This is a genomic window from Kribbella sp. VKM Ac-2568 (assembly GCF_004345365.1).
In the GTDB taxonomy this organism is placed as follows: Bacteria; Actinomycetota; Actinomycetes; order Propionibacteriales; family Kribbellaceae; genus Kribbella; species Kribbella orskensis.
This window is the reverse complement of the sequence record NZ_SLVF01000001.1, coordinates 80,445-105,975: the sequence shown is the minus strand read 5'-3', so window position 1 is coordinate 105,975 and position 25,531 is coordinate 80,445. Positions and strand designations below refer to the sequence as shown.

General features: G+C 68.9%; 25 protein-coding genes. 11 read left to right on the top strand and 14 right to left on the bottom strand.

Annotated features, from left to right (window positions below):
* Positions 1–11: 11 nt before the first annotated feature.
* The 6 genes from EV648_RS00510 to EV648_RS00485 all read right to left on the bottom strand — a co-directional run bounded on the left by EV648_RS00510 (position 12) and on the right by EV648_RS00485 (position 4,891).
* Positions 12–407 carry a hypothetical protein gene (locus EV648_RS00510; protein ID WP_132283934.1) on the bottom strand — a complete coding sequence of 132 codons (396 nt, stop codon included), beginning with the start codon at positions 405–407 and terminating at the stop codon, positions 12–14.
* Positions 385–1,023: a DUF433 domain-containing protein gene (locus tag EV648_RS00505; protein WP_199234376.1), complete on the bottom strand. Its 639-nt coding sequence runs from the start codon at positions 1,021–1,023 to the stop codon at positions 385–387. Before EV648_RS00505 ends, EV648_RS00510 begins: the two co-directional genes overlap by 23 nt.
* A 152-nt stretch (positions 1,024–1,175) precedes the next feature.
* On the bottom strand, positions 1,176–1,610 hold the full coding sequence (locus EV648_RS00500; RefSeq protein ID WP_132283932.1) for a MarR family winged helix-turn-helix transcriptional regulator: 435 nt from the start codon (positions 1,608–1,610) through the stop codon (positions 1,176–1,178).
* A gap of 567 nt (positions 1,611–2,177) precedes the next feature.
* Positions 2,178–3,524 (bottom strand): MFS transporter, encoded by a 1,347-nt coding sequence (locus tag EV648_RS00495; protein WP_132283930.1) that lies wholly within the window; start codon positions 3,522–3,524, stop codon positions 2,178–2,180.
* A 172-nt stretch (positions 3,525–3,696) separates the two neighbouring features.
* Entirely contained in the window at positions 3,697–4,440 is a 744-nt protein-coding gene (locus EV648_RS00490) for a 2-phosphosulfolactate phosphatase (RefSeq protein WP_132283928.1), read from the bottom strand.
* A gap of 43 nt (positions 4,441–4,483) precedes the next feature.
* Positions 4,484–4,891: a DUF3151 domain-containing protein gene (locus EV648_RS00485; protein ID WP_132191946.1), complete on the bottom strand. Its 408-nt coding sequence runs from the start codon at positions 4,889–4,891 to the stop codon at positions 4,484–4,486.
* A gap of 145 nt (positions 4,892–5,036) precedes the next feature.
* Here EV648_RS00485 and EV648_RS00480 point away from each other — a divergent pair, with 145 nt between their 5' ends.
* Positions 5,037–5,486 (top strand): HNH endonuclease, encoded by a 450-nt coding sequence (locus EV648_RS00480; RefSeq protein WP_132191947.1) that lies wholly within the window; start codon positions 5,037–5,039, stop codon positions 5,484–5,486.
* A gap of 79 nt (positions 5,487–5,565) precedes the next feature.
* On the top strand, positions 5,566–6,588 hold the full coding sequence (locus tag EV648_RS00475) for a type IV toxin-antitoxin system AbiEi family antitoxin domain-containing protein (RefSeq protein ID WP_241994787.1): 1,023 nt from the start codon (positions 5,566–5,568) through the stop codon (positions 6,586–6,588).
* Between the two features lie 23 nt (positions 6,589–6,611).
* Here the strand turns inward: EV648_RS00475 and EV648_RS00470 are convergent, their stop codons facing one another.
* Positions 6,612–7,721 (bottom strand): trans-acting enoyl reductase family protein, encoded by a 1,110-nt coding sequence (locus tag EV648_RS00470; protein WP_241994786.1) that lies wholly within the window; start codon positions 7,719–7,721, stop codon positions 6,612–6,614.
* A 19-nt stretch (positions 7,722–7,740) separates the two neighbouring features.
* Here EV648_RS00470 and EV648_RS00465 point away from each other — a divergent pair, with 19 nt between their 5' ends.
* Positions 7,741–8,688: a helix-turn-helix domain-containing protein gene (locus EV648_RS00465; protein ID WP_132283926.1), complete on the top strand. Its 948-nt coding sequence runs from the start codon at positions 7,741–7,743 to the stop codon at positions 8,686–8,688.
* A 99-nt stretch (positions 8,689–8,787) separates the two neighbouring features.
* On the opposite strand, the gene fbaA is transcribed toward EV648_RS00465, so the two are convergent.
* Positions 8,788–9,813, bottom strand: a complete 1,026-nt coding sequence (gene fbaA, locus EV648_RS00460) for a class II fructose-bisphosphate aldolase (RefSeq protein ID WP_132283924.1) — start codon at positions 9,811–9,813, stop codon at positions 8,788–8,790.
* Positions 9,814–10,043: 230 nt separating this feature from the next.
* On the bottom strand, positions 10,044–10,763 hold the full coding sequence (locus tag EV648_RS00455) for a GntR family transcriptional regulator (protein ID WP_132215972.1): 720 nt from the start codon (positions 10,761–10,763) through the stop codon (positions 10,044–10,046).
* A gap of 114 nt (positions 10,764–10,877) precedes the next feature.
* On the opposite strand from EV648_RS00455, the gene EV648_RS00450 reads away from it, so the two are divergent.
* Entirely contained in the window at positions 10,878–11,930 is a 1,053-nt protein-coding gene (locus EV648_RS00450) for an SIS domain-containing protein (RefSeq protein ID WP_241994785.1), read from the top strand.
* A gap of 87 nt (positions 11,931–12,017) precedes the next feature.
* Here EV648_RS00450 and EV648_RS00445 read toward each other — a convergent pair whose 3' ends face one another.
* A complete protein-coding gene (locus EV648_RS00445; protein ID WP_132283922.1) occupies positions 12,018–12,659 on the bottom strand; it encodes a hypothetical protein in 642 nt (213 codons plus the stop codon).
* 203 nt (positions 12,660–12,862) lie between these two features.
* Complete coding sequence (locus tag EV648_RS00440; protein WP_132283920.1) at positions 12,863–13,645, bottom strand: IclR family transcriptional regulator C-terminal domain-containing protein; 783 nt, start codon at positions 13,643–13,645, stop codon at positions 12,863–12,865.
* A gap of 60 nt (positions 13,646–13,705) precedes the next feature.
* Between EV648_RS00440 and EV648_RS00435 the strand changes: the two genes are divergently transcribed.
* From EV648_RS00435 to EV648_RS00410, 6 genes are read left to right on the top strand one after another with little or no spacing between them, the layout of a single operon-like run.
* On the top strand, positions 13,706–14,557 hold the full coding sequence (locus EV648_RS00435; RefSeq protein ID WP_132283918.1) for a CoA transferase subunit A: 852 nt from the start codon (positions 13,706–13,708) through the stop codon (positions 14,555–14,557).
* On the top strand, positions 14,550–15,302 hold the full coding sequence (locus EV648_RS00430; RefSeq protein WP_132283916.1) for a CoA-transferase subunit beta: 753 nt from the start codon (positions 14,550–14,552) through the stop codon (positions 15,300–15,302). The genes EV648_RS00435 and EV648_RS00430 overlap by 8 nt, the downstream gene beginning before the upstream one ends.
* On the top strand, positions 15,295–16,392 hold the full coding sequence (locus EV648_RS00425; protein ID WP_132283914.1) for a maleylacetate reductase: 1,098 nt from the start codon (positions 15,295–15,297) through the stop codon (positions 16,390–16,392). The genes EV648_RS00430 and EV648_RS00425 overlap by 8 nt, the downstream gene beginning before the upstream one ends.
* Positions 16,389–17,603, top strand: a complete 1,215-nt coding sequence (locus EV648_RS00420; protein WP_132283912.1) for a thiolase family protein — start codon at positions 16,389–16,391, stop codon at positions 17,601–17,603. The genes EV648_RS00425 and EV648_RS00420 overlap by 4 nt, the downstream gene beginning before the upstream one ends.
* 11 nt (positions 17,604–17,614) lie before the next feature.
* Positions 17,615–18,487, top strand: coding sequence for an intradiol ring-cleavage dioxygenase (locus EV648_RS00415; RefSeq protein WP_241994784.1), 873 nt, complete (start codon positions 17,615–17,617; stop codon positions 18,485–18,487).
* Complete coding sequence (locus EV648_RS00410; protein ID WP_132283908.1) at positions 18,487–20,226, top strand: FAD-dependent monooxygenase; 1,740 nt, start codon at positions 18,487–18,489, stop codon at positions 20,224–20,226. The genes EV648_RS00415 and EV648_RS00410 overlap by 1 nt, the downstream gene beginning before the upstream one ends.
* 225 nt (positions 20,227–20,451) lie before the next feature.
* On the opposite strand, the gene EV648_RS00405 is transcribed toward EV648_RS00410, so the two are convergent.
* Entirely contained in the window at positions 20,452–21,120 is a 669-nt protein-coding gene (locus EV648_RS00405; protein WP_132283906.1) for an RNA methyltransferase, read from the bottom strand.
* Positions 21,121–21,144: 24 nt separating this feature from the next.
* On the opposite strand from EV648_RS00405, the gene EV648_RS00400 reads away from it, so the two are divergent.
* Complete coding sequence (locus EV648_RS00400) at positions 21,145–21,816, top strand: DedA family protein (protein ID WP_241994783.1); 672 nt, start codon at positions 21,145–21,147, stop codon at positions 21,814–21,816.
* On the opposite strand, the gene EV648_RS00395 is transcribed toward EV648_RS00400, so the two are convergent.
* A complete protein-coding gene (locus EV648_RS00395) occupies positions 21,787–22,191 on the bottom strand; it encodes a hypothetical protein (RefSeq protein ID WP_132283904.1) in 405 nt (134 codons plus the stop codon). The genes EV648_RS00400 and EV648_RS00395 overlap by 30 nt on opposite strands.
* Before the next feature lie 155 nt (positions 22,192–22,346).
* A complete protein-coding gene (locus EV648_RS00390; RefSeq protein WP_132283902.1) occupies positions 22,347–25,331 on the bottom strand; it encodes a BTAD domain-containing putative transcriptional regulator in 2,985 nt (994 codons plus the stop codon).
* Positions 25,332–25,531: the final 200 nt, after the last annotated feature.

Genomic DNA, 25,531 nt, shown 5'->3' with positions numbered 1-25,531 from the left:
GCAGCGCTCGGTCAGGGCCACATCTTGGTGATGCGGCCTTCGGCGTGGACATGCCAGAACCCAACGGAGTACCTCCGGCTGGCGCTGACCATTGCCTGCTCCGCCGCGACAAAACGCTGCGCCATGTCGTCAAGACCCAGATTGCCCGCCGCCAGGCAGAACAGATGCCCGCAATCCAGCGCGCTGAGTTCCTTGGCGCGATAGCGAATCTTCTTGTCCTTGGTGAGCAGCAGCCAACCACGCGAGCATCCCTCGGCAATCCACTCCTCATCAGCGATGTCTGCGGCATCGTTGGTGTAGAAGTCTGCGATGAGATGAATGGTCCAGCCTCGCGCACGTAGCCGAGTCGCTGAGGCCTTGCCGAGACTGCGATCGAAGAAGTACTCAGGCTGCCTGACGGAGGACATTTTCCACGACGTCCGCAGGCAGGTCGTACTCTTCGGCAACAGCGCTTATCGGCTCGCCTGTCCGCCAGAGCGAGACCAAGGCTTCGACCGGAACCTTGCTCTTGGCGAGGACAGGCGCTCCCCATCCGAACCGTGGGTCGATGATGACCTCGGCCTCCGACGGATACTGTGGCAGTCGAAGTCGCGCCGGGCTCCCTGAAGCGTCCCAGCTGATATAGGTCAGGTATTCCGAGATGACCTCAGGGAAAGCGATCTGGTGGTCACGAGCATGGATGACGGACTCATCCGCTATCCGAACGAACAAGCCGACCCCGTCCGTCGCGACCCGTTCGGACGCCAGCGCGTAAGGGTCATCGAACTCTGAACGAGCCAGGTCTGCAGCACGTCGTACATCCTGCATCGAGAAGCCGAGCTCGCGGAGAGTCCGTAGTACGTAGGCTTCGATGATTCCGACGAAGGGAACTCGCGGCCATCCACGTCGCTCCGGATGCACCGCGTGCACCAGTGGCTCACGGGAGGCATCTGCCAGCCAACTGTCCAGAGTTGACTCGGGCATCTTCAAGTAGCGCGCGGCCTCCCGTGCGGTCAGGAGCGGCGTCGCGTAGATGTCGGTCATCTGTTCCCCTCCTTCGGCACGGTCGCGAGCCTACCGGTGGACTTGGTCGCGTCTTCCTACCTGACGAAGTGTCGCACCAGGCACCGACAAACTACGTTGTGTGACGATTGGCAGCTCGGGGTTCTGAGGTCAACACCACCTGCCCTCCGAGCTCAGCCCTCGGCCAATAGCGTGGTGAGGAGAGTTCGGAGCTGGGCGTGGCCTTCCGGGCCGAGGATGGCGGTGAGGTGGTCTTCCAGGCCGTGGATGGTGGTTTGGGCGGCGTCGATGCAGGCGTTGCCGCGGTCGGTGAGGACGATCAGCTTGGCGCGGCCGTCGGTGGGGTCGGGCTTGCGTTCGACGTAGCCGAGCTCGACGAGCTCCGCGACCAGCTCGCTCATCGACTGCGGGGTCATGTTGGCGCCCTTGGCCAGGTCCGTCAGCCGGGAGCCCTCGCGCTTGATCTGGGCGAAGACGGCCGAGTGCGACGGCTTCTGCGGGTAGCCCGCGCCCACGACGCCGTCCACGATCTTGAAGCCGAGCAGGCTGTACGCCTGGCCCAGCATCGCGATCGTGTTCGCGGCCTGGGGCTGATCCGTTGACGACATGAATTCCTTAAGGTAAACCTGAATATCAGGTCTACCTTAGTATTTTTCGCAGCGGATGTGGGGGGACACACCGTGAGTACTGACAGCGCAGCAAGACTTCGCCCGGCGGATGCGGTCACCAGCCGACGTTTGGGCGCCATCGGATTCTGGGCCGGGCTGGTGGGCGCCGCGTCCGGGCTCTTCCTGATCGCCTATCCGGCCGCGGTCGACGACGGCCGGTACAGCTATCCCTTCACCGCAACGGGCTTCACCATCGCCCAGACGGTGTTCTTCGTCCAGCATGTCTGCCTGGCCATCCTGCTGGCGGGGTTGTTGACCTCCGGCGCCGCCGGCCGTTCGGGGCTCGGCCGGATCGGCGTCGGAGGCAGCATGGTCGCGATGCTCGGGCTGGCCGCGGTCGAACTGGCCGCGATCAGCGCCAGGGATTCGCTCTACCCGAGTCCTCGCACCGACACCCTCGACCTCTGGTACGGCGTGACGTCGATCGCGATCGGCGTCTTCCTCATCATCGCGGGGATCGCCGTACTGCGGGCCAAGGTCTGGTCCGGCTGGCAGCGGTATCTGCCGCTAGTGCTCGGCAGCTACGTATTCGTGCCGCTCACGCCCGGCATCCTCGGCCCGTTCGTGGTCGGTCGTTTGGTTATCACGGTGTGGATGGTGCTCTTCGCCCTGCTCGGTTGGGTTCTCATGCGGAGGCCGGTGCGCAGGTCCTGAGCTCCGGACGACGACACCCATCGCGGTCGCCACGAGTGTGGCGAGCACGGCCAACCCGAAGCCCCAGTGCGGGGTGTGGGCATCGACTACGCGGCCGGTGATCGCCGCACCCGCGGCGATCCCGGCGGCGCTGCCCGAGTTGAGCCAGGTGAAGGCCTGCGTCAGTACTGCGGGAGCGACCCGCGACTCGGTCAGCACAGACGACAACACCATGTACGGCGCCAGCGCGGCACCGGGGAGCGCCAGGGCGATGCCGAGCGCGAGTGGTTGGTCCACGGTCAACAGCGGCAGGGTAAGTACGAACAGCGAGCCCAGAGCAAGCACCAATTGGGTGGGAGCCGGCAGCCGCCAACGCCTTGCACCATAGGCGAATCCGACCAGCAGGCTGACCAGACTCGTCACGCTGTAGAGCGGGCCAGCCAGTTCGCCTGTCCCCCGGCCTACAGCGAAAGCGGTCACCGAGACCTGCATGGCGCCGAAGAACAGCCCGACGCCGATGCTCGTACCAACCAGGGCGAGGAACCCCGGACGCATCAGGCGCACCCGCTTCTTCCGGGAGACCCGTGCGCCGGGCAGAGGCGCAGTACGGCGTTGTAGCGAGAGGGACAGGCCACCGGCTACGACAAAGGTGGTTGCCAGCCCGGAGCCGACGACTGGTGAGACGAGTGAGCTGACGGTTCCGATCAAGGCCGGGCCGACCAGGAATGCCAGTCCTGTCCCCAGGGATTCCAGCGCGAAGGCCGATGACAGCACCGGGCTGCCGCGAAGCGCGTGCGACCAACGAGCCGCGGTCTGTGCTCCGATCTGCGGCAGCGAACCACCCGCAAGGACCCCAGCTCCAACCAGCATCCACAAGGGCGCCGAGGAGACGGCCAGGCCGATCAGGAGAGCCACTGCGGCGGTGTGGAGGAGCAACGTGAGCGGCAGCATGCGGGTCTGGCCGAAGCGGTCGATCAGCCGGGCGACCTGCGGACCACCGATGGCCTCGGCGACGGCGAAGCCACCCGTCACGGTGCCGGCAGCGGCGTACGAGCCTGTGGCTCCGTGGATCAGCCAGACGATGCCGAGACCGGTCATCGCGATGCCGATGCGAGCGGGCGCAGCGGCCAGATAGAACTTCCACGCTCCGGGAGTGCGCAGGGCGGTGCGATAGCCGCTCTGCTGCTTGGGCGTGCGGATCCGTCCGGTGAGAGCCGGCACGGTAGTACCTTCCGCTGCCCGGTGGGGCGGTGATCTGACCGCGGGCGCCCTGCTTCGCCGGTCCGTCTTGCCGCCTACAACCGTCCATTTTCGGCAGGAAGCGGGGACGCACGCCGCCTGCCGGCTATGTCACCGGGCAGTACCTCGGGTTCGGGTGACTGAGTCAGTCTACCTACTTGAACACACCGCCCTGCAGAATCGGTACCACGCGACTGCTGTTCACCTCCGCGGCGATCGCCACGTCCTCCGGGAATCCGTACTGCGTCAACTCGCGCCCACCCGCGCAGTCGTGCAACAGCGTCGGCAATTCCCCCGCGACATCCCTGTACGCCGCTGCGGCGGCTCGGGCCTCCGGGGACAGCGGTCCGGCGCCACTATCGGCTAGTGCAGCCAAGAACGCACCCGCACCCCACAGGTCTTCCACCGCCGGACGCAGTGAGCCGTCCTTCCACCTCTCTCCGGCAGCGATGGCCACTACGGTCAGCGACGGGTCCTCTGCCAGCTTGGTGGCGACCAGCGCCGCAGCAGCCGCTGCGTTGCGAAGCGAGACCGCTAGGACAGTGGATCCGCTGTCGCTGAGTTGCTGGGAGATCGTGGAGCCGTTGGGCGACGGCAGCACCAGGCGCCGTACCCTGGCCCGTCTGATCGTGACAGGCGAGAGGCTGATCCCGTCGTCGCCCGCCTGACCGCGTCCGACTGCCAGCGCGGCTTGGTGCTGCTCGGCGAAGGCCTTGGCGGACTCGTCGCGCCACCGATAGGGCAGCACTTCGATCCCCGCGTCGACGGCCACCGTCACCGCCGTGGTGAACGACAGCACGTCCACCACCGCGACCAGGTCACCGCGCACCTTCGCCGCACCTGCCGGGCTCCAGTCGAAGGCGACGCGGTATCCGTCCTGCGCGTAAGGGCTGGTCACCGACGGATCATCGCCCGCCGGCCCAGCCCTCACCAAACGGGTTTCAGCTGAGGACGTCCGCGGCGGTCGGGGACGAGTCGCGCAGGAAGGTGGCGCAGCGCTCGGCCTCGTCCTTCTCGTCGATGATGGCCGCCGCCTTGCCCAGGACGGCCAGGCAGCGCAGGAAGCCGCGGTTCGGCTCGTGCTCCCACGGAACCGGTCCGTGACCCTTCCAGCCGTTGCGGCGGAGCAGGTCCAGACCGCGGTGGTATCCGGTCCGGGCGTAGGCGTAGGCCTCGATGGTGCGACCCTCCGCGAGGGCCGCCTCGGCCAGCTCGGACCAGGCCAGCGACGAGGTCGGATACTTGGCCGCCGTGTCGACCGCGGAGGCCCCGGCGGCGAGTTCCGCGGCCGCGGGATCGACGGGGAGTAGTGTCTCGGGTGGACCTGACAGCAGATTGTTCAATTCCATAGGCACATCTTCGCCGATCACGCAGCCGAACCGGCACGTGACCGTCTGGCGAAATCCGTTGACCGTTCACCGGACGGCCACGGATGCTTGAGACCCTGCGTCGAGACCGCCGTGGTTCCCAGCTACGGCCGGAAGGAGGCACCGGATGAGCGTGATCGTCCTCAACGCGTCATACGAGCCGCTGCACACCGTGTCGATCCAGCACGCCATCCGGATGCTGGTCCGCGAGGTCGCAGTGGTCGAAGAGGCGCACGGCGAACGGACCATCGGCCCTTTTCCGGTGCCCCGCGTACTGCGGCTGGTCCGCTACGTGGTGACTCACTGGCGCTACGCCGCGGGCCGGATGAAGTACAGCAAGCACGGTGTGCTCAGGCGCGACAAGTTCCGCTGTGCCTACTGCGGGCTGGACAACGCCGACACGATGGACCACGTCCAGCCCAGATCCAGAGGTGGCCGGACAGAATGGCTGAACGCGGTCGCCGCGCATGCCTCGTGCAATGAGCGGAAGGGCAATCGCACGCCTGCCGAGGCCAACATGCCCCTCCTCTGGCAACCCTGGGTACCCACCCGCGCCGAGCTCGTCATACAGACATGACGGGCTTTTTTCTTGCCCTCTTTCCACAGGTTTGAGGTCCGTTCCGGGTTGAGGGCCTGATCGCTGCATCTTCTTGGGTGTGAACCCACAACTCAGCGTGATGACCCACATCCGCGGCGGGGTGTTCACACGTGCGGACGCCCGCGCGTGTGGTTACCCCGACCCGGACATCGACTCCCTGCTGGACACCGGCGGCTGGCGCCGGATCCGGCCGGGCACCTATGCCCCGCACCGGACCCTCACCCTCGTCGACGACGAGATGGTGCACCTCCGCCACCTCTACCAGGTACTGCGGTCCGGCGAGCCGGGGCTGATCGCCAGCCACCAGTCGGCCGCCGCCCTCCACGCGCTGCCGCTCTGGGGCTTCGACCTGACCCGCGTCCATGTCACCGCCCGAACAGGCCGCTGCGGCTGGCACTTCGACGGTGTGCACCGCCACGTCCGTGACCCGGTCGGCCCAGGCGTCCGCAGTTGGAACGGTCTGCGCCTGGTCTCGGCCGCCCGCGCCATCGCCGAGCTGTCGACCACTTCAGCTCTCGCCCCAGCGGTAGCCCTGGCCGAGGCGGCGATCTACGCGGGCCTGGCGACGCCGGCCTCGCTGAAGCGTGCGGCGAACCAGGTGGAGCGAGGCGTCGAGCGGGCGCGACTGGTCGCGTCCTTGGCGGGCAAGGGGTCCGCCTCGGTCGCCGAATCCCGCCTGCGGTTGATCCTGCACGATGCCGACCTCCCGGCGCCTTCACCTGATCCACCACCGATGCCCGAGCCCACGGAGGATTTCGGCACAGACCTCTCAGGCTCGTCTCTCTGGTTCCCGGACGAACGCACGGTGGTCGAGTTCGAGCCGCGCATCCCCTTCTGGAGCCCGCGCCCTGACGACTCTCTGGAAGACGCCGCCGCCCGGGCCTTCGCACCCGACCCTGGCGAACCAGCCGCACCCGAGCCACTCGAGTACTGCTGGATCGCCTGGCCCGACTTGGATCAGCCCGCCGTCGTCAGCTCGCAGGTCCGTGCGGCCTTCACCCGGGCAACTCGCCGTACCGGCGTCCGGTTCTTTCCGTTGTCCCGGCTGCCCACCAATGCCTCCAAGCCTTCACCCGCCTAACCCCGCCGCCTGTCGTGTGCGGGTCAGTCTGAAAGGTCGACCGAGAGATGTGGAGTCAGCGAGCGGAGGAAGTCGGGTGCGTCGAACATGGCGCCGGCCGAGGCGACACCTGTTGTCCGTGTCTGGCCGGTCAGGATTCGGCGGACGGCCTCCACTGCCAGTGGTGCGGTGACCGCGTAGATGTCCTGGCCGCGGGCGGTGGCTCGCCGCTCGACGCCACCTGCGCTGACGACGACGTCGACCACGAACGTCTGGTCCGAACGGCCCAGAGCGTCGACGGCCTCGGGCGCCGGTGTGTCCTCGCTGGCGAGGTCCCTCGCGCCCTCGACGGCCATGTACGTGCGGACTTCGGGCACGGCCAGGTGGCTGGGAACGGTGACGACATCGGCCATGGTGAACTCTGCGATCACCGCTCGCCGACCCAGTGGCTCCGGGAAGTCCCAGTCCTGCTCCTTCGGCTTGTCATCGTGGTACTGCAGGGCGCCGTCCTTGAACCGCACCCGACGGCCCGCGCGACGCTGATGCGACACCTCACCCGCCGTCCGAGTGCCCGGCGTGGGATGCCAACTGCTCAACCCGTACGCGACGTGTGCCACGTCGGCAGCGGTCCACTCCCCCATGGTCGCGGTCACCAACAGGTCGCCAAGGCCGCCGTAGAAGGCCATCGCCGGAAGCACCGGAACGCTCGCCCTTCGAGCTGGCTCCGCATAGTCGGCGAACATCGCGACGTTCGCCTCGATCTCCGCCGCGACGTCGATGTACGGGATCCTTGCGCGCAGGGCTGCCTCGACCACGGGGCCTGCGGTCAGTGCGAACGGCCCGGCACAGTTGATGACAGCCGCCGCACCGGCGAGTGCCCGGTCCAAGGATGCCGGGTCATCCACCGTGGCTGCCCGCACCACCAGCTCGCCCAACTCCTTGGCCAGCACCTCCAACTGAGCTGCGTCACGCCCGGAAAGGATCGGCGTGAAGCCTCGCTCGAGCAGTTCGGCGACGATGAAGCGCCCGGTGTGCCCCGTCGCTCCGTAGACGACTACTGCGTCCGCTGTGCCCATGATTCCCCTGATCTCGTTGTTCTGGAAGGTCAACTCTCGCGGTCCGACGGACTTGACCGTGATAGTCCGGAACGACATCATGCGTACACTTTCGGACATGCATACCGTCGCGCTCGCGACTGCCGGTCAGCTGCTGCACTTCGAGCTGGCAGTGGCCTACGAGATCTTCCGAACGCCCCCGCAGGAAGTCACGGACGACTGGTACGACGTCCTGCTCTGCGGGCCGGGGCCGGTGCGGATCGGGCCGTTCATGGTCGAGCCCGACCATGGGCTGGAACGTCTGATCAGCGCCGACACCGTGATCGTGCCCGCCTGCGCGGACGTCGACGAGCCGCCGCCACCGGAACTGGTCGAAGCCGTTCGTGCTGCCCACGAGGCGGGGGCGCGGGTTGCCTCGCTCTGCACCGGAGCGTTCGCGCTCGGTGCTGCGGGACTGCTCGATGGTCGTCGAGCCACCACTCACTGGGCTCATACCGCGGAACTGAGTGCCCGTCATCCACAGGCTGTGGTCGATCCGGACGTGCTGTACACCGACAACGGCAGCGTGCTCACCGCCGCCGGGAAGGCCGCCGCCGTCGATCTCTGCATCCACCTGATCCATCTCGACCACGGCGCGGGCATCGCCAACACGGTCGCCCGTCGCCTCGTGATGCCGCCGCATCGGCCGGGCGGTCAGGCGCAGTTCGTGGCGACGCCGATGCAGGTTTCGGGCGACCACATGCTGTCCGGCCTGCTCGCCTGGGCGCAGGAGCGGCTGGACCAGCCGTTGACGGTGACAGACCTGGCCCGGCGTGCGAACACGAGCCCGCGCAATCTCGGGCGGCAGTTCCGCGCCGTGACCGGGCAGACCCCACTCAAGTGGCTCCTCACCCAGCGCGTGCGCCGCGCCCAGGAACTGCTGGAGGCCACCGACGAGAGCGTCGAGGCAGTCGCCGTCGCCACCGGCATGGGCACCGCCACCACGCTGCGCCGCCAGTTCAAACGCATCGCCGGAGTCCCACCCGACACCTACCGCCGCTCCTTCCGTACCACCCAGAGCAGCTGACTTCAGAGCTCGGCGCTCCAGGGCTTCCAAAACTCCAGAGCCTTGGAAAGAGAAGAACCCGCCGCGGAGTGCGACGGGTTCTTCGGGGGTGTTTGCGGGTCAGGCGAGGAGGGAGGTGCCCTGGGAGCGGAGGTGCTCGCAGGCCTCGACCACGCGCTGGGCCATGCCTTGCTCGGCGGCCTTGCCCCAGGCGCGGGGGTCGTAGGCCTTCTTGCTGCCGACATCGCCGTCGACCTTGAGGACACCGTCGTAGTTGCTGAACATGTGACCGGCGGCCGGGCGGGTGAACGCGTACTGGGTGTCGGTGTCGATGTTCATCTTGACCACGCCGTAGTCGACCGCGGCGCGGATCTCCTCGAGCGTCGAGCCGGAGCCGCCGTGGAAGACCAGGTCGAACGGGCGCTCCTTGCCGACCTTGGCGCCGACCTGCTCCTGGATCTCCTTCAGGATCTCCGGGCGCAGCTTGACCGAGCCGGGCTTGTAGACGCCGTGCACGTTGCCGAACGTGAGCGCGGTCAGGTAGCGGCCGTGCTCGCCGGTGCCGAGCGCCTCGACCGTGGCCAGGCCGTCCTCGACGGTGGTGTACAGCTTCTCGTTGATCTCGTTCGCGACGCCGTCCTCCTCACCGCCGACGACGCCCACCTCGATCTCCAGCACGATCCTGGCGGCCGCGGCCTTGGCGAGCAGGTCCTTGGCGATCTCGAGGTTCTCCTCCAGCGGCACCGCGGAACCGTCCCACATGTGCGACTGGAACAGCGGGTTCTCGCCGCGTGCGACGCGCTCCGCGGAGACCTCCAGCAGCGGCCGGACGAAGCCGTCCAGCTTGTCCTTCGGGCAGTGGTCGGTGTGCAGCGCGATGTTCACGTTGTAGTTCTTCGCGACCTCGTGCGCGTACGCCGCCAGCGCGACCGATCCGGTGACCATGTCCTTCACGGTCGAGCCGGACAGGTACTCCGCACCGCCGGTGGAGACCTGGACGATGCCGTCCGAGCCGGCCTCGGTGAAGCCGCGCAGCGCGGCGATCAGCGTCTGCGAGGAGCTGACATTGATGGCCGGGTAGGCGAACTGGTTCTGCTTCGCCTTGTCCAGCATCTCGGCGTAGACCTCAGGGGTGGCAATAGGCATGTCTCGCGGTACTCCTCACAGCAAAGTTCATGTGGGTTGAGCTCCAGTATCACCGTCGCGTACCTCGTCGTATGCGGCGGCCCTGCTGCCGGGCCGGCCAGGTGGCCGGGGAGCGAACGGCAGCTGAACAGACCAGTTGATGAACAGGACCGGTCCAGTTTGTTTCCTGCCACCTGGCTCCGGCGCCCGCTGGGCGGCCGGGTTCAGGCGGCTGAGTCGGGTCGGCTGCTTCAAGCCGAACCTGATCGCGGGCCCCGGGGTGTCAGGGCCATGTGCAACCGGTAGCGGTCGGCCCGGTACGCCGACCAGGACAGCTCGACGACCTTGCGGCCGGCGAAGGTGGTGCGCTCGAGGACCAGCAGGGGTGCCCGCCGGGCCACGCCGAGCACCCGGGCGACGTGACCGTCGGCGTTGTCCGCCCGGACGGTCTGCTCACCGGAGGTGACGACGACGTCGTACTCGCTCGCGAAGACGTCGTACAGGGTGCCGAGCTCGCGGCCGAGCAGGCCGGGGAAGAGCGCGGACGGGTAGTAGCCGACCTCGTAGGCCATCGGGGACGCGTCGGCGGTGCGCAGCCGCTCGACCCGGATCACCTTGGTGCCCTTCGGGACCCGCAGACCCTTGGCGGTCTCGTCGGACGCCTCGATCTCGGTCGCCGAGAGCACCACGGTGCCCGGCTCGAGACCGCGGGCCCGCATCTCGCGGGAGAAGGAGGTGAGGTGCAGCTGGGAATCGACCTGGGGACCGGTGACGAAGGTCCCCTTGCCGTGCACGCGTTCCAGCGCGCCGGACTCGACCAGGTCGCTGATCGCCTGCCGGACGGTCACCCGGGACACGTTCAGCTTGTCCACCAGGGCACGCTCGGACGGGATCGGGTCACCCGGGTGCAGCTCGACGTCGATCAGCCGTTCCAGCACCGATCGGACCTGGGCCCGCTTCGTCGCAACCATCGAAACTCGGTCCTCCTGACCTGGGCGGAGCTTCGAGGGGTGCCCCGGTGCGCCGCTCACTGCTATCGTGCGCAGCATACCTGTTAAGACCAGATAGGACCAGTGATCGTCGTGGTGTCAACGCCCGTCCCCGCCCCCGCCACCCAGATGGCACGCGAGATCGCCGAGCAGCCCGCGGCGCTGGCCGCGACCTTCGAGCACGTGCTGCCGCTGCGGCACGAGATCACCCGGCTGGCGGCGGGCCGCCGGCACGTGATCTTCGTGGCCCGGGGCTCCTCCGACAACGCCGGCGTCTACGGCCGGTATCTGACCGAGATTCACGCCGGCCGCCAGGCCTCGCTCGCCGCGCCCTCGGTGGCCACCCTCTACGGCGCGAACCTGGACCTGTCCAACTCGCTGGTCGTCGCGATCAGCCAGTCCGGCGCGACCCAGGAGATCGTCGACACCGCCGAGTGGGCGAAGCGCAACGGCGCCGCGGTCGTCGGCATCACCAACGACGGCAACAGCCCGCTCGCCTCGACCGCCGACGTCGCGCTGATCACCCAGGCCGGTAAGGAACTGGCGGTCCCAGCGACCAAGACCTACACGACCCAGCTCGCCGCGATCACCGTCGCGGTCGACGCGCTCGCGCAGAAGCCAGGCACCCTCGACGCCGACATCGCCCGAGTCCCGGAGGCCGCTGCCCAGATGCTCGAGGGCTCGGTCGACGCCGCCGCGGACCTGCTTGCCGGCGCGCACGATGTCCTGTCCAGCGGCCGCGGCCTCACCTTCGGTACGACGCTCGAGGTCGCCCTCAAGCTGGAGGAGACCTGCCTGCAGCCGGTCCGCGGACTCTCGTACGCCGACCTGAAGCACGGGCCGATCGCCGTGGTCGACGCGGACCTGGTCACCATCCTGGTCGCGGCCGGGGACGGACCCGCTTTGCCGGGGATGACCGAGCTGGCCTCGATCGTCCGGGAGAAGGGCAGCAAGATCCTCGGCATCGGCGGCGACGCGACCTTCGCCTCCCGCTGCGACGTGAACCTGGCCGGTCCGGACCTCCCCGAGACCCTGGCCCCGCTGGCGCTGATCATCCCGGCCCAGCGCGCGATCGAGGCCCTCGCCCGCAAGCTCGGCCTCGACCCCGACGCCCCCCGGGGCCTCCGCAAGGTCACCCAAACCGACTGACCCCGGCCCCTCACCACCAGAAGCACCAGCGCTCGCAACAACCAGAAGCCCCGCCGCTCGTAGTACTGGAGTGGTGGGGTTCCGGGTTCAGGAGCTGGCGGTGCCGCGGCGGCGGTAGTCGGGGCGGCGGCGGAGACGCTGGTCAGTCAGGGTCTGCAGCAGGAAGGTGCTCTGATCCTGATCGGCCAACTCGTGCTGCCGGAGGTGCACGGTGCAGCGTCCTGCTTTCAGGACCTCTTCGTCGCCGGTGTGCGGTGAAGGCATGTGCAGCGCCACGACGGAGCAGATCGGGGCAAGGGCAGTGCTCCAATTCCGCACAGCGTCCGGTCCGTCGTCGGCCACCACCTCGATCCGCCCGTTGTGGACCGCGGCCGCGACCGCTGCCAGTTCGGGATGGGCGGTGAGCAGATCGCACAGCCAGATCAGGTCGGCCGTGGTCAGATCGGCCGCGTCGAAGTCGGCCGGCGCCGGATAGGCCAGACCGACAGCAGGTCTCAGCTCTGCACCGAACCGCTCGCCTGATCCCACGCCTGTCCTGGCACCTGATCCTGCGCCTGACCGTCGACCTGATCCCGCGGCCGGGCGGGACGTGCGGCGGTCCTGGACGTCCGAGACGATCGTGTCGAAGGTTGTGCTCGCGTCGCGCAGACCGCGCCGGGCCACGACGATGACGATGATCGCCACCACCACGAGGAGCACGATCGCGGCGGCCCACCAGGTCCCGGGCATGGGGGTCCTCTTTCCCGCGGGACCCGCCGGTCGCGAGCCCTCACTTCCTAGGCCTTACCTCTTTACCCGCCCATATAAACGGAACTGGCCGTATCACCTGATGAATCAAACGTTTCCCAGGGCGTGTTGGTGAACCCTGTGCCGTGCCGAGTGCCGCGCAGCACGCACAGGGTTCACCAACATGCCCTAGGCAACGATCGCCTTCAGATCCGGCCGCGCCGGCGGAGCGCGGTACCGATCTGGTCGGCGCATTCGCGCAGCGGCTCCAGCACGTCCTCGCGCAACGAATCCGGGGTGGAGCGGGATGCGTGCGCAGAAACGTTCAGGGCGGCGACAGCCCGGCCGCGCGAGTCCCTGATCGGTACTGCGATCGACCGCAACCCCAGTTCCAACTCCTGGTCCACCAGGGCATATCCGTCGGCATCGGCCTTGGCGATCACGTCTCGCAGGTCGTCCACCGAGGTCACCGTGTACTCCGTCAGCGCCGCCGCCTCGAACGACGAGAGGTACGCCGACAGTTCGTCCTCAGGTAGTCCGGCCAGCAGCACCCGACCCATCGACGTGACGTACGCCGGGAGGCGGGCTCCGACGCCCAGGGCAACGGTCATGATCCGGCTGGTCGGCACGCGCGCGACGTACACGATGTCCGGCAGGTCCAGCGTCGCGATCGAGCACGACTCGCGGGTCTTTGCGCTCAGCTCCTCCATGAACGGCCCGGCGATGTCCCCCAGCTCCAGGGACGACAGGTAGGCCCAGCCGAGCGCGAGCACCCGGGGCGTGAGGGAGAACCGGCGCCCGTCGCTGCGCACATACCCGAGTTGCTCGAGCGTGAGCAGGATCCGCCGCGCGGTCGCCGGGGTGATCCCGACGTCGCGGGCCACCTCGCTCAGCGTCAGCGACGGCGTGTCCGCGGAGAACGCCCGGATCACCGCGAGCCCGCGCTCCAGTCCTTGCAGGAACGTCCCTGTAGACGCGTCACCTGGCATCGGCTAGCCTTTTCGTTGAAAGAATAATCTTTCGCTGAGCGAAATCCTAGCGGAGAGCCGATGACAAGTCCAGTTCCCCTGGCCGACGCGATCGCCGCGCACGTGCACGATGGGGACACGGTGGCGCTCGAGGGCTTCACCCACCTGATCCCGTTCGCCGCGGCCCACGAGATCGCCCGGCAGGGCCGCCGCCACCTGACCCTCGTCCGGATGACGCCGGACCTCGTCTACGACCAGCTGATCGGGCTGGGCTGCGCCGACGAACTCGTCTTCTCGTACGGCGGGAACCCGGGCGTCGGCTCGCTCCACCGCCTCCGCGACGCGGTGGAGAACCACTGGCCGCACCGGCTCACCGTCCACGAGCACAGCCACGCCGGGCTCGCGAACGCCTACTCGGCCGGGGCCGCTCGCCTGCCGTTCGCGGTACTGCGGGGCTACCACGGCACGGACCTGGAGGAGCAGCGGGACATCATCAGCCGGGTCACCTGCCCGTTCACCGGCGAGGAACTGGCGGCGGTGAAGGCGGTGAATCCCGACGTGACGATCATCCACGCGCAACTCGCGGACCGCGACGGCAACGTGATGCTCTGGGGAATCACCGGGGTGCAGCGCGAGGCTGTGCTGGCCGCGGAGCGCGCGATCGTGACCGTCGAGGAGGTGGTCGACGAGTTCCCCGAGCGCACCGGCGCGGTGATCCTGCCGAACTGGGTGCTGGCCGCGGTGAGCGTCGTACCGAACGGAGCCTGGCCGTCGTACGCAGCCGGTTACTCGGTTCGCGACAACGACTTCTACCAGCAATGGGACGCCATCTCCCGCGACCGTGAGCGCTTCCTCGCGTGGGCAGAGGAGAACGGCCTGGCGCCGGACAGCGTCGGCGGGCCGGTTGAGCCGAAGGAGAGCACCCATGTCTGAGTGGACCAGCGCGGACATGATGAACGTGGCGGCCGCGCGCGAACTCCATGACGGCGACGTCTGCCTGGTCGGCGTCGGTCCGCCCAACCTCGCCGCGAACCTCGCGCGCAGGACGCACGCGCCCGGCTGCCGGCTCGTCTACGAGTCGGGTGCCATCGACGCACGGCCGAAGAAGCTGCCGCTGTCGATCGGCGACGACGACCTCGCCGCGACGGCGACCGCGGTGGTGTCCGTGCCGGAGATGTTCAACTTCTGGGTCGGCGCCGGCCGGATCGACGTCGGGTTCCTCGGCGCCGCGCAGATCGACCGCTACGGCAACATCAACACCACCGTGATCGGCGACCACGACAACCCGAAGGTACGGCTGCCCGGCGCGGGCGGAGCACCAGAGATCGCCGCCGCCGCGGGCCGGGTGATCGTGATCGTCAAGCAGTCGCCCCGGACGTTCGTGGAGCGCGTCGACTTCGTTTCGTCCGTCGGCTACGGGCCGACCGGCCGGGAGCGGATGGCTCGGGGCGCCGGCCCGACGCTGGTGATCACCGACCACGGCGTGCTCGAGCCGGATCCTGAGACCAACGAGCTGACCCTGACCCGCCTGCACCAGGGCGTCACCGTCCAGCAGGCGGTCAAGGCGACCGGCTGGCCGCTCAAGGTTGCCGACGACATCGAAGACGTGCCGCCACCGAGCGATGAGGAACTGACCGCGCTGCAGAAACTCAGGAACCGGGAGGCCGTCGATGCCTGAGACGTTCACCCACACCGCGCTGCCTGGCCGGATCGTGCTCGGCGCCGGCACGCTCGACCAAGTGCCCGATGAGGCGGACCAACTGGGCATCGCCAATGTGCTGCTGATAGCAACAAAGTCCGCGCGCGACGCGGCCGATCTGCTCGAGGTCGGGCTCGGCCACAGGTTCGCCGGACGCATCGACGAGGTCCGTCAGCACGTGCCCAAGGAACGGGCCGACCAGGCGCGGGCGAAGGCGATCGAGGTCGGCGCCACCGGCCTGGTCGCGATCGGTGGCGGCTCGGCGATCGGCCTGGCCAAGGCGATCGCCCTCACCTCCGGCCTGCCGATCATCGCCGTGCCCACCACCTACGCCGGCTCGGAGATGACTCCCGTCTGGGGTGAGACCGCCGAAAGCGAGAAGACCACCGGTACGGATCTGATCGTGCTCCCCAAGACAGTGGTCTACGACCCGCTGCTCAGCCGCGGGCTCCCTCTCAAAATCACCGCAGCGAGCGTCGCGAACGCGATGGCTCACTGCGTCGAGGCCACCTGGACTCCCAAGGCCGACCCGATCACCGAAGTCACCGCGGTCGAAGGCGTCCGCGCCCTCCGCGAAGGGCTGCTGAGTGCTCTTGCCGAGCGCACCGATCTGGAGGCCAGGAGCAACCTTCTCTACGGAGCCTCACTGGCCGGCTCAGCACTGGCGACTGCGGGAACCGGCCTGCACCACAAGCTGTGCCACCTGCTCGGCGGCACCTACAACCTGCCGCACGCCGAGACCCACGCCGCAGTACTTCCACAAGTCACCAGGCTGAATGCCGGCGCAGTACCACGGGCGAAGGCCCGCCTCGAGGCAGCGCTGGAGACGGACGACCTGGCCAGCGGGCTGTTCGATCTGTTCGCCCGGGCGGGGGTACCGACGAGCTTGCGGGAACTCGGGCTGACCGAGGAGCAAGCCCGCGAAGCCGCCCGGAGGTTCGCCGCGAAAGCCCCGGCCAATCCGGTGCCGCTGGACGGGGACACCGTGACCGAGATCCTGCTTCGCGCCTGGGCCGGCGAGCGTCCCACGCCGCCAGCGGCGGAACGACCCGAAGGAGCAACTCAATGAGATCTGCCTACCTGCTGGATGCTGTCCGGACGCCGGTCGGCAAGCTGGGTGGGGCGTTGTCCGGCGGCCGGCCCGACGACCTGGCCGCTGTCACCCTCCGCGAACTGCTGGTCCGGCACCCCGGCCTCGACCCCGCGCTGATCGAGGACGTCTTCCTCGGCAACGCGAACGGCGCCGGCGAGGAGAACCGTGACGTCGCCAGGATGGCCGCCCTGCTGGCCGGCTACCCCACCAGCGTCCCCGGTACTACGGTCAACCGCCTCTGCGGGTCCGGCCTCGAAGCCGCGATCCAGGCGGCTCGCGCGATCGAGACAGGCGACGCGTCCCTGCTGGTGGCAGGCGGCGTCGAGTCGATGAGCCGCGCGCCCTGGGTGCTCCCGAAACCCGACAAGACCTTCCCGCACGGCAACGTGACGGCCGAGTCCACCTCGCTAGGCTGGCGCCTGGTCAACCCCCGGATGCCGAAGGAGTGGACGGTCTCACTCGGCGAAGCCACCGAGCAACTGGCCGAGCGCTACCACGTGGACCGCGAAGCGCAGGACCTCTTCGCGCTGGAGAGCCACGAGAAGGCGGGCAAGGCCTGGGCAGCCGGCCGGTTCGACGCCGAGGTGGTGCCCTGGGAGCACCTGGCCCCGATCCTGCCGCAAGGTCGCAACGCGCCGCGCCCGCTCAGCCGGGATGAGTCCATCCGCGACGGCGGCACGCTCGAGGTGATGGCCGGACTCAGGCCCGCCTTCCGGGACCAGGGCTCGGTCACCGCGGGCAACTCCTCGACCCTCAACGACGGCGCGTCCGCAGTACTGATGGCTGATGAGGACACCGCGCAACGGCTCGGCATCGCGCCGCTGGCGCGGATCGTCAGCCGGGCGGTGCACGGCGTCGATCCGCAGTACTTCGGGATCGGTCCGGTCGAGGCATCCCGCAAGGCATTGGCCAAGGCCGGGATCGGCTGGGACGACCTGACACTGGTCGAGCTCAACGAGGCGTACGCGGCGCAAAGCCTTGCCTGCTTGGGGGAATGGCCCGAGCTGGATCGCACGAAGGTGAACGTGAACGGCGGGGCGATCGCGCTCGGGCATCCGCTGGGCAGCTCCGGAACCAGGATTCTGACCACGCTCGCGCACGAGTTGCACCGGCGCGGCGGCGGCTACGGCCTGGCGACCCTCTGCATCGGGGTCGGCCAGGGATTGGCGATGGTGATCGAGGCATGAGGAGCGACAGGATGGATCTCGAAGGCGACGAACTGACCGACGCGGTGGTGGTCAGTTTCGACGGCAGTCCGGACGAGCGGACCAGGACGGTGCTGAGCGCGCTGGTGCGACATCTGCACGCGTTCGCCCGGGAGGTCGACCTGACCGAACAGGAGTGGTTCACCGGGATCGACTTCCTGACCCGGACCGGACACAAGTCCACCGGCACCCGGCAGGAGTTCGTGCTGCTCTCCGACGTTCTCGGCCTGTCCATGCTGACGGTCGGACTGGGCAACAGGAAACCGTCCGGAGCCACCGCGTCGACGGTGTTCGGGCCGTTCTTCATCGAGGGTTCGCCGGAGATCAAGCTCGGGGAGGACCTGTCCAACGGTGCCCCGGGACAGCCCTGTCTGGTGGCGGGGCGGGTCCTGGACCTGCAGGGCAATCCGATCCCCGGTGCGCTGGTGGAGACCTGGCAGGCCGACGAGGACGGCTTCTACGACGTCCAGAAGGACCTCGACGGCCCGCAGAACCGCGGCCACCTGACAACCGATGCCAACGGCAACTACTCGTTCTGGGCCGTGCGCCCGGTGGCCTATCCGATCCCGGACGACGGCCCGGTCGGCGAACTCCTGCGAGCCGGCGGCCGTGGCCCGATGCGCCCGGCCCACATCCACTTCATGGTGACCGCCCCGGGTTTCTCCCGCCTGATCACCCACGTCTTCGCGGCCGGTGACGAACACCTGCAGGACGACGCCGTGTTCGGCGTGAAGGACTCCCTGATCGCCGACTTCATCGAGCACCCGGCCGGCACCGCACCCGACGGCCGCCAGCTCGACCAGTCCTACTCCACCGTCCAGTACGACTTGGTGCTCGCCACCACCGAGGAGACGAAAAGCCTGTGATGACCACGGATGTGCTGATCGTCGGCACCGGCCCGGCCGGTGGCGCCGCCTCGCTGTTCCTGTCCAGCTACGGCATCGACAACGTCGTACTGACTCGCTACGGCTGGACCGCGAACACCCCGCGCGCCCATATCACCAACCAGCGGACGATCGAACTGATGCGGGACATGGGCATCGAGGACCAGATAATCGACAAGGGCACCTCGCACGGGCTGATGGGCCAGACCGCGTTCTGCACCAGCCTGGCCGGCGAGGAGATCGGCCGGATCCGGACCTGGGGAACGCATCCGCAGCGCCTGGCCGACTACACCGAAGCCAGCCCGACGCTGCCCTGCGACCTGCCGCAGACCCTCTTCGAACCGATCCTCGTCAGTACGGCGGCCAGCCGGGGCGCACGCCTGCGCTTCGACACGGAGTACGTGTCGCTCGAGCAGGACGAGGACGGGGTGACCGCAACGGTCCGGGACCGGCTGTCCGGCGAGACCTACCAGATCCGGGCGAAGTACCTGATCGGCGCGGACGGCGGCCGCAGCAAGGTGGCGCAGGACATCGGGCTGCCGATGGCCGGCTCGATGGACATCGAGGGCTCGATGAACATCGTCTTCGAGGCCGACCTGTCCAAGTACGTCGCGCACCGGCCGAGCGTTCTGTACTGGGTGCTCCAGCCGGGCGCGCAGATCGGCGGCATCGGCGCCGGCCTGGTCCGGATGGTCCGGCCGTGGAACGAGTGGCTGATCGTCTGGGGCTACGACATCAACCAGCCCGCGCCGGTGGTCGACGAGGCGATGGCGACCGAGATCGTGCACAACCTGGTCGGCGACGACACCATCGACGTCAAGCTCAAGGGCACCTCGGTCTGGAGCGTCAACCACATGTACGCCGAGAAGGCGTCCGTCGGCCGGGTGTTCTGCATGGGCGACGCGATCCACCGGCACCCGCCGAGCAACGGCCTCGGCTCGAACACCTCGATCCAGGACGCGTACAACCTCGCCTGGAAGCTTGCCCTGGTACTGCGCGGGCAGGCGTCGCCGAAGCTGCTCGACACCTACGACGAGGAGCGGACCCCGATCGCGCGGCAGATCGTGGAGCGGGCGAACAAGAGCCGCACCCAGTTCGGGCAGATCTTCCACGCGCTCGGGATGACGCCGGACGCGCCGGCCGGACGCACCATCGACTCGCGCAAGGACGACACCCCTGAGGGCGCGGCGCAACGCGAGGAACTGCGCAAGGCGATCGAGCTCAAGGACTACGAGTTCAACGCGCACGGGGTCGAGCTCGGCCACCGCTACCGGTCGGCTGCCGTGGTTCCGGACGGGACGCCGGAGCCCGCCTTTGACAGGGATCCGGAGCTCTACTACCACCCGACCACGTGGCCCGGAGCGCGAATCCCGCACTGCTGGCTCACCCGGGGCACCGAGACGGTGAGCACGCTGGACGTCGTCGGCAAGGGCCGGTTCACCCTGCTCACCGGCATCGGCGGCGACGCCTGGGTGAAGGCCGCCGCCACCGTCACCGAGCACACCGGCGTCGACATCGAGTCGTACGTCGTCGGCCCCGGCCGCGAGCTGGAAGACCTCTACGGCGACTGGGCCCGGCTCCGCGAGATCACCGATACCGGCTGCCTAGTAGTACGGCCGGACGGGCACGTCGCGTACCGCGCGACGTCGCTCGCCGAGGATCCGACCGCGGCGCTGACCGACGCGTTCGAGTCGATCCTCGGACTCCGCGCTGGTTCATGACGCACCGCTGTCCGGAGGTGGGCCCTGGACTCCACCTCGGACAGCGGCGAGTTCCTGATCAGCTCGCGGGCGGTGCCGCGAGGAGCGGCTGGCAGACCTGGCGGAGCAACTCGGAACACCTCGGCGGTCTCGGCATCGAGGAGGGTCAGCAGGGCCAGCCGTGACTGCTCGTTTCGTGTCGTCAGTCCAGCAACGCGGCGACGTGGCTGGCGGTTACGGCCCGATTCAGGGCTTCTGGCCGAAGGTGTGGTGGCGGATCCAGGCGTGCATGGCGATGGCGGCTGCGGCGCTCGCGTTGATGGAGCGGGTGGAACCGAACTGGGCGATCGACAGCACGTCGGTGCAGATCGCGTGCGCGTCGTCGGTGAGGCCCGGGCCTTCCTGACCGAAGAGCAGCACGCACTCCTCGGGCAGGTCGTACGTCTCCAAGGGAACCGCGCCGGGCAGGTTGTCGATGCCGATCACCGGAAGACCGTTCTCGGCGGCGTACGTCGCGAGATCCTCCAGGCGCGGGTGGTGCCGGACGTGCTGGTAGCGGTCCGTCACCATCGCGCCCCGTCGGTTCCACTTCCGGTTGCCGACGATGTGCACCTCCTGAGCGAGGAATGCGTTTGCCGTCCGGACCACCGAGCCGATGTTCAGGTCGTGCTGCCAGTTCTCGATCGCGACGTGGAACGGGTGCCGCCGGGAGTCCAGGTCCGCGACGATCGCGTCGAGCCGCCAGTACCGGTACTGATCGACCACGTTGCGGCGGTCCCCGGTCGCGAGCAGGTCCGGATCCAGGCGTGGATCGTCGGGTAGCGGGCCCTGCCAGGGGCCGACACCGACCTCCGCCGGGCCGACCAGGTCGGCGCCGATCAGGTCCGCGGGCTTCTCACGATTCGCTTCCTCCACAGGTCGGGACGCTACCCTGTGCGCGTGCTTCCTCTTATCGCGATGCTGATGCCGAACTGGATGGACCCGGAATTCCTGCTGAACTGGCTGGGAGACTGGGCCCTGTGGGGTACCGCCGCGGTCGTCTTCATCGAGTGCGGGCTGCTGTTCCCGATCCTGCCCGGTGACTCGCTGCTGTTCGCCGTCGGCCTCTTCATCGCGCTCGGCACGATCGGCGTCCCGCTCTGGGTGGCCTGCGTGGTGCTGACCGTCGCGGCCTTCGCCGGCAACGTCTCCGGCTACTACATCGGCCGGGCGCTCGGGACCACGTTGTTCAAGAATCCGGACGCGAAGTTCCTGAAGCCGAAGTACATCGAGCAGACCAACGCGTTCTTCGTGAAGTACGGCCCTCGGGCGCTGGTGCTGGCCCGGTTCGTGCCGATCGTGCGGACCTTCATCACCGTCACCGCCGGCGCCGGCCGGATGGACCCGAAGAAGTTCTTCCTGTGGACCGGCGTCGGGGCGGTCCTGTGGGGCACCGGGGTCACCCTGCTCGGCCACGCGCTCGGCCGGGTGAAGTTCATCCACGAGCACCTCGAGTCGGCGCTGATCCTGCTCGTGCTGATCTCGGTCATCCCGATGATCGTCGAGTACGTGCTGGCCCGGCGCCGCGAGCGCAACGGTTCCTCAGTCGGCGAAGGGGAAGTGCGGGTCTGACCAGACGAAGTCGGTGCTGAGGTCGGTCAGCAGGACGACGCCCACCTCACCGGTGGGCAGCGGGCCGACCACCTGACCGGACCCGAGCGAACACGCCACCCGGATCCGGTCCGCCGCCTGGTACCAGACCAGTGCCCCCCGTGGCACCGCCCCCTCATGCAGCAGGGCGTGATGGTCGAGCCACTTCAACGCGTCGGCCGAGTCGTGCCAGCCGCTGTCGTGGGCATAGCCGAACGCCATCCGCTGGAACTTCAGCGTCCAGTCCTGCCACGCCGTCGAGCCGACCCGCTCCAGTTGCCAGGTCAGCGCGGCTTCGGCGTCTCGCGGGTTCGAGACCCGCTCCACCGACCGGCGTTCCACAACGATCTCCCCCATGGCCGCACATCCCCCATCCTCCGGCCCCTGCCGTGGCATAGGAAATAGTCACCCGGCCGCATACAGCCGCCGTACATTGGGAACATCCGCTACTGTGCGCCACAGAATTTCACCCGCAGTCGCGGGAATCCCCTGTGACAGCAGGGATTGCGGCGTCAGCCGACCGCGCGGTCGGTGCCCAGAGCGGCCAGTTCGGCGCGCGCCTCGGCGGTCTTCGCGTCGTTGCCGGCCAGCTGCCAGACGCGGGCCGCGCGGTTGAGATAGCGCTTGGCGAACTCGACGTTCCCGGTGGACGCGTACAGCTGACCGAGATGGTGGGCGGCCTGGCCCTCGACGCTGCGGTCGCCGAGCCGGTGACCGATCTCCATCGCGTCCATCAGCATCCGGCGGGCGGCCGCTTCCTCGCCGAGCGGGATCAGCGCATGGCCCAGCTCGGCGCGGGTGTAGGCGCCGCAGTGGTCGTCGCCGATCCCCTTGAAGATCGCCAGCGCCGCGCGCAACTGACGAACGGCCTGGTCATGACGGCCCTGCTGCAACCGCAGCGCGGCGATCCGGCGGCGTACCTTCGCCTGCCGGTGCGGGTCGCCGAGGCGGACGCCGAGCAGGAAGGCTTCAGCCAGGAAGCGCCCGGCCGTGACGGTGTCGTTGCGCCGCAGCCAGATGGAGGCGTTCGCGCTCCGGGCCACCGCCTCGCCGTTCTTGTCCCCGACCTCGACGAACGCGTCGACAGCCAGCTCGTACTGCGTGAGTGCCTCGTCCGGGCGATCCCGTTCGCGCAGCCAGGTGCCGAGTCCGATCGCGGTGATACCGGTGCCCAACCGGTCTCCGACCTCGGCGAAGATCTCGGCTGCGGCAGACAGGTGCTGCCAGGCGGGCTCCCAGTCGTCCTGGTAGAGCGCGAGCTGGCCGAGATTGCGGTGCATGATCGCCTCGCCGTGCCGATCCCCGCAGGCGATCGCGCTGACAAGGCCCGGCTGGTGCGACTCGTTCCAGTCGTCGAAGTACGCGCGCATGTCCAGGTACGGACCCCAGGCGGCGGCGATCCGCCAGGCGTACTCGTGCAGGCCGTTCTGCGCGGCGGCCCGGATCGCGGGCACGAAGGTGCTCCGCTCGCTGTCGAACCAGGCGATCGCGTCGGTGTCGTTGAACGGCGCCGGGTCCGGGAGGTCCAGCGGACCGGAGTGCTCCAGCACGCCGAAGTAGACGAACGGCAGCGCCGCACTGGCCCGGCGGAGCTTGTGCAGCAGCGAGTCGAGCACGGTCCGCAGGTCCTTGACCGCCTGCGCCTTCTGCTCCTCGTCACCCGCACCGATCGCGTGCAGCCGGAGCAGGTCGTGCACCCGGTACCGGGCCTTGCCGGAGGCATCCACCGAGCTGATCTGCACGAGGTTGACCTCGATCAGGCGATCCAGGCTGCGGCGTACGGTGGCCGGTGACGCGACGGTCTCCAGCACCCGGGCGGAGAACTCGCCGACGGCGAAGTGGCCGATCAGACGGTAGAGCTGGGCTTCCTCGGCGCTCAGGGAGCCGTAGCTGAGGTCGGCGCTGGTCCGGACCGCGAGCTCGCCGATGCTCAGCTCGTCCAGCCGGTGCGTCTCGTCGCGCAGGCGCCGGGCCAGCTCGGTCGGGCTCAGATCCGGCCGCTGGGCCAGGCGGCTGGCGACGATCCTGATCGCGAGCGGCAGGTTTCCGCAGGCCGAGAGGATCTCGGCCGCGGCGGACGAGGCACTGTCGACGCGACCGGTGCCCGCGACGCGGCGCAGCAACTCGGCCGCCTCACCGTCGTCGAAGGTGTCGAGCGGCATGCTGTCGGCCCCGGCCAGGTCCATCAACCGGTTGCGACTGGTGATGACGACCGCCGAAGCTCCGGTACCGGGCATCAGCGGCGCCACCTGGCTGGCAGCGGCGACGTCGTCCAGGACGATCAGGACGCGCCGGCTGGCCAGCTCGGAGCGGAGTGCCGCCGAGCGCCGGTCGGGATCCGCCGGGATCGCGAAGTCGGGCACGTTCAGGCTGAGCAGCAGGTCGGTCAGCGCGCCGCCCGGATCCCTGGGCTCGGTGGCGCCGCGCATGTCCAGGTAGATCTGGCCGTCGGGGAAGTACTCCCGGACCAAGTGACCGAGCCGGACCGCCAGCGAGGTCTTGCCGGTCCCCGGCGCTCCCGAGATGACGGCGATCGGAGGACGGACCGGGTCACGTCCGCAGACCAGATCCCGCAACTGCTCGAGATTGTGCCGGCGCCCGCTGAAGTCGGCGAGGTCCAACGGCAGCTGGCTCGGCGGCCGCTGCGGCTCGGTGAGCACCGGCGCCGCCATCGGTCCGGTGGGTTCCGCCGGCTGCTCGCGTTCCGGAGTACGGGCCGCGGCGGGGATGCCGGGGTCGGGCCAGTTGGCGGAGCGGCCGTTCTCGGCGCGGGCGCCGGCGGCTTGGAGCTCCTCGCCGGGCTTGACGTCCAGCTCGTCCGCGAGGGTCTGAACGGCCTTGGCGTAGGCCGCCCGCGCCTCGCCGGTTCGGCCCGCTGCCAGCAGGGCGTCGACGAGCCGCCGCCACAGCTGCTCGTCGTACGGGTCCTCGGTGAGGCGGCTGCTCAGCAGTACTGCGGCGCCGCTGGCGTCGCCGTGCTCCAGGCGGAGGTCCAGCAGGGTGTCGACCAGCCCGCGGTACTGGGCGTCGAGCCGCGCGATCGAGCCTTCCCAGGCCGAGGGGATGGTGAGGTCGTCCAGCGGGTGGCCGCGCCACAGGCCGTACGCCTTGGACAGCACCAGCATCGCCTGGCGCTTGTCACCGGCGTCGCGCAGGTGGCCGCCCTCGGCGATCAGGGCCTCGAACATGCTCGAGTCGAGCTCGTCGACGCCGACCTCGATGCTGTATCCGGCCGCGGAGGTGTCGATCGGCGCGGGCAGCCCGGCCTCCTGCAGGACGCCCCGCAGGGCCCGGACGTAGGTGCGGATGTTCGCCGTCGCCGAGCGCGGCGGATTGCCCTCCCAGAGGGCGTCGGCGATCAGTTCGGTGGAGACGAACCGGTTCGGGTGCAGCAGCAGAGTGGCCAGCAGTTGACGCGGTTTGCTCGCCCGCAGCGGCTGTCCGTGGACGTGAGCGAGGCGCAGAGGTCCGAGGATCTCGTACCTCAGACTGTCCACATTGCTGCCCTCTCAACTATCGACCCGCCCCATGGTGGCATCCCGCCGGGCCTGCCGGGAAGGTTCAGGTACCTCGATGTATGTCGCGATGTACGCCGGATGTATCCGGGCCGGGCAGGGTGGGACACGGTACCGGGGGGAGGGCAGGCCCGGGAGTGACGAATGACCATCGTCGCGCCCGGGCCTGAATTCGGGACCTG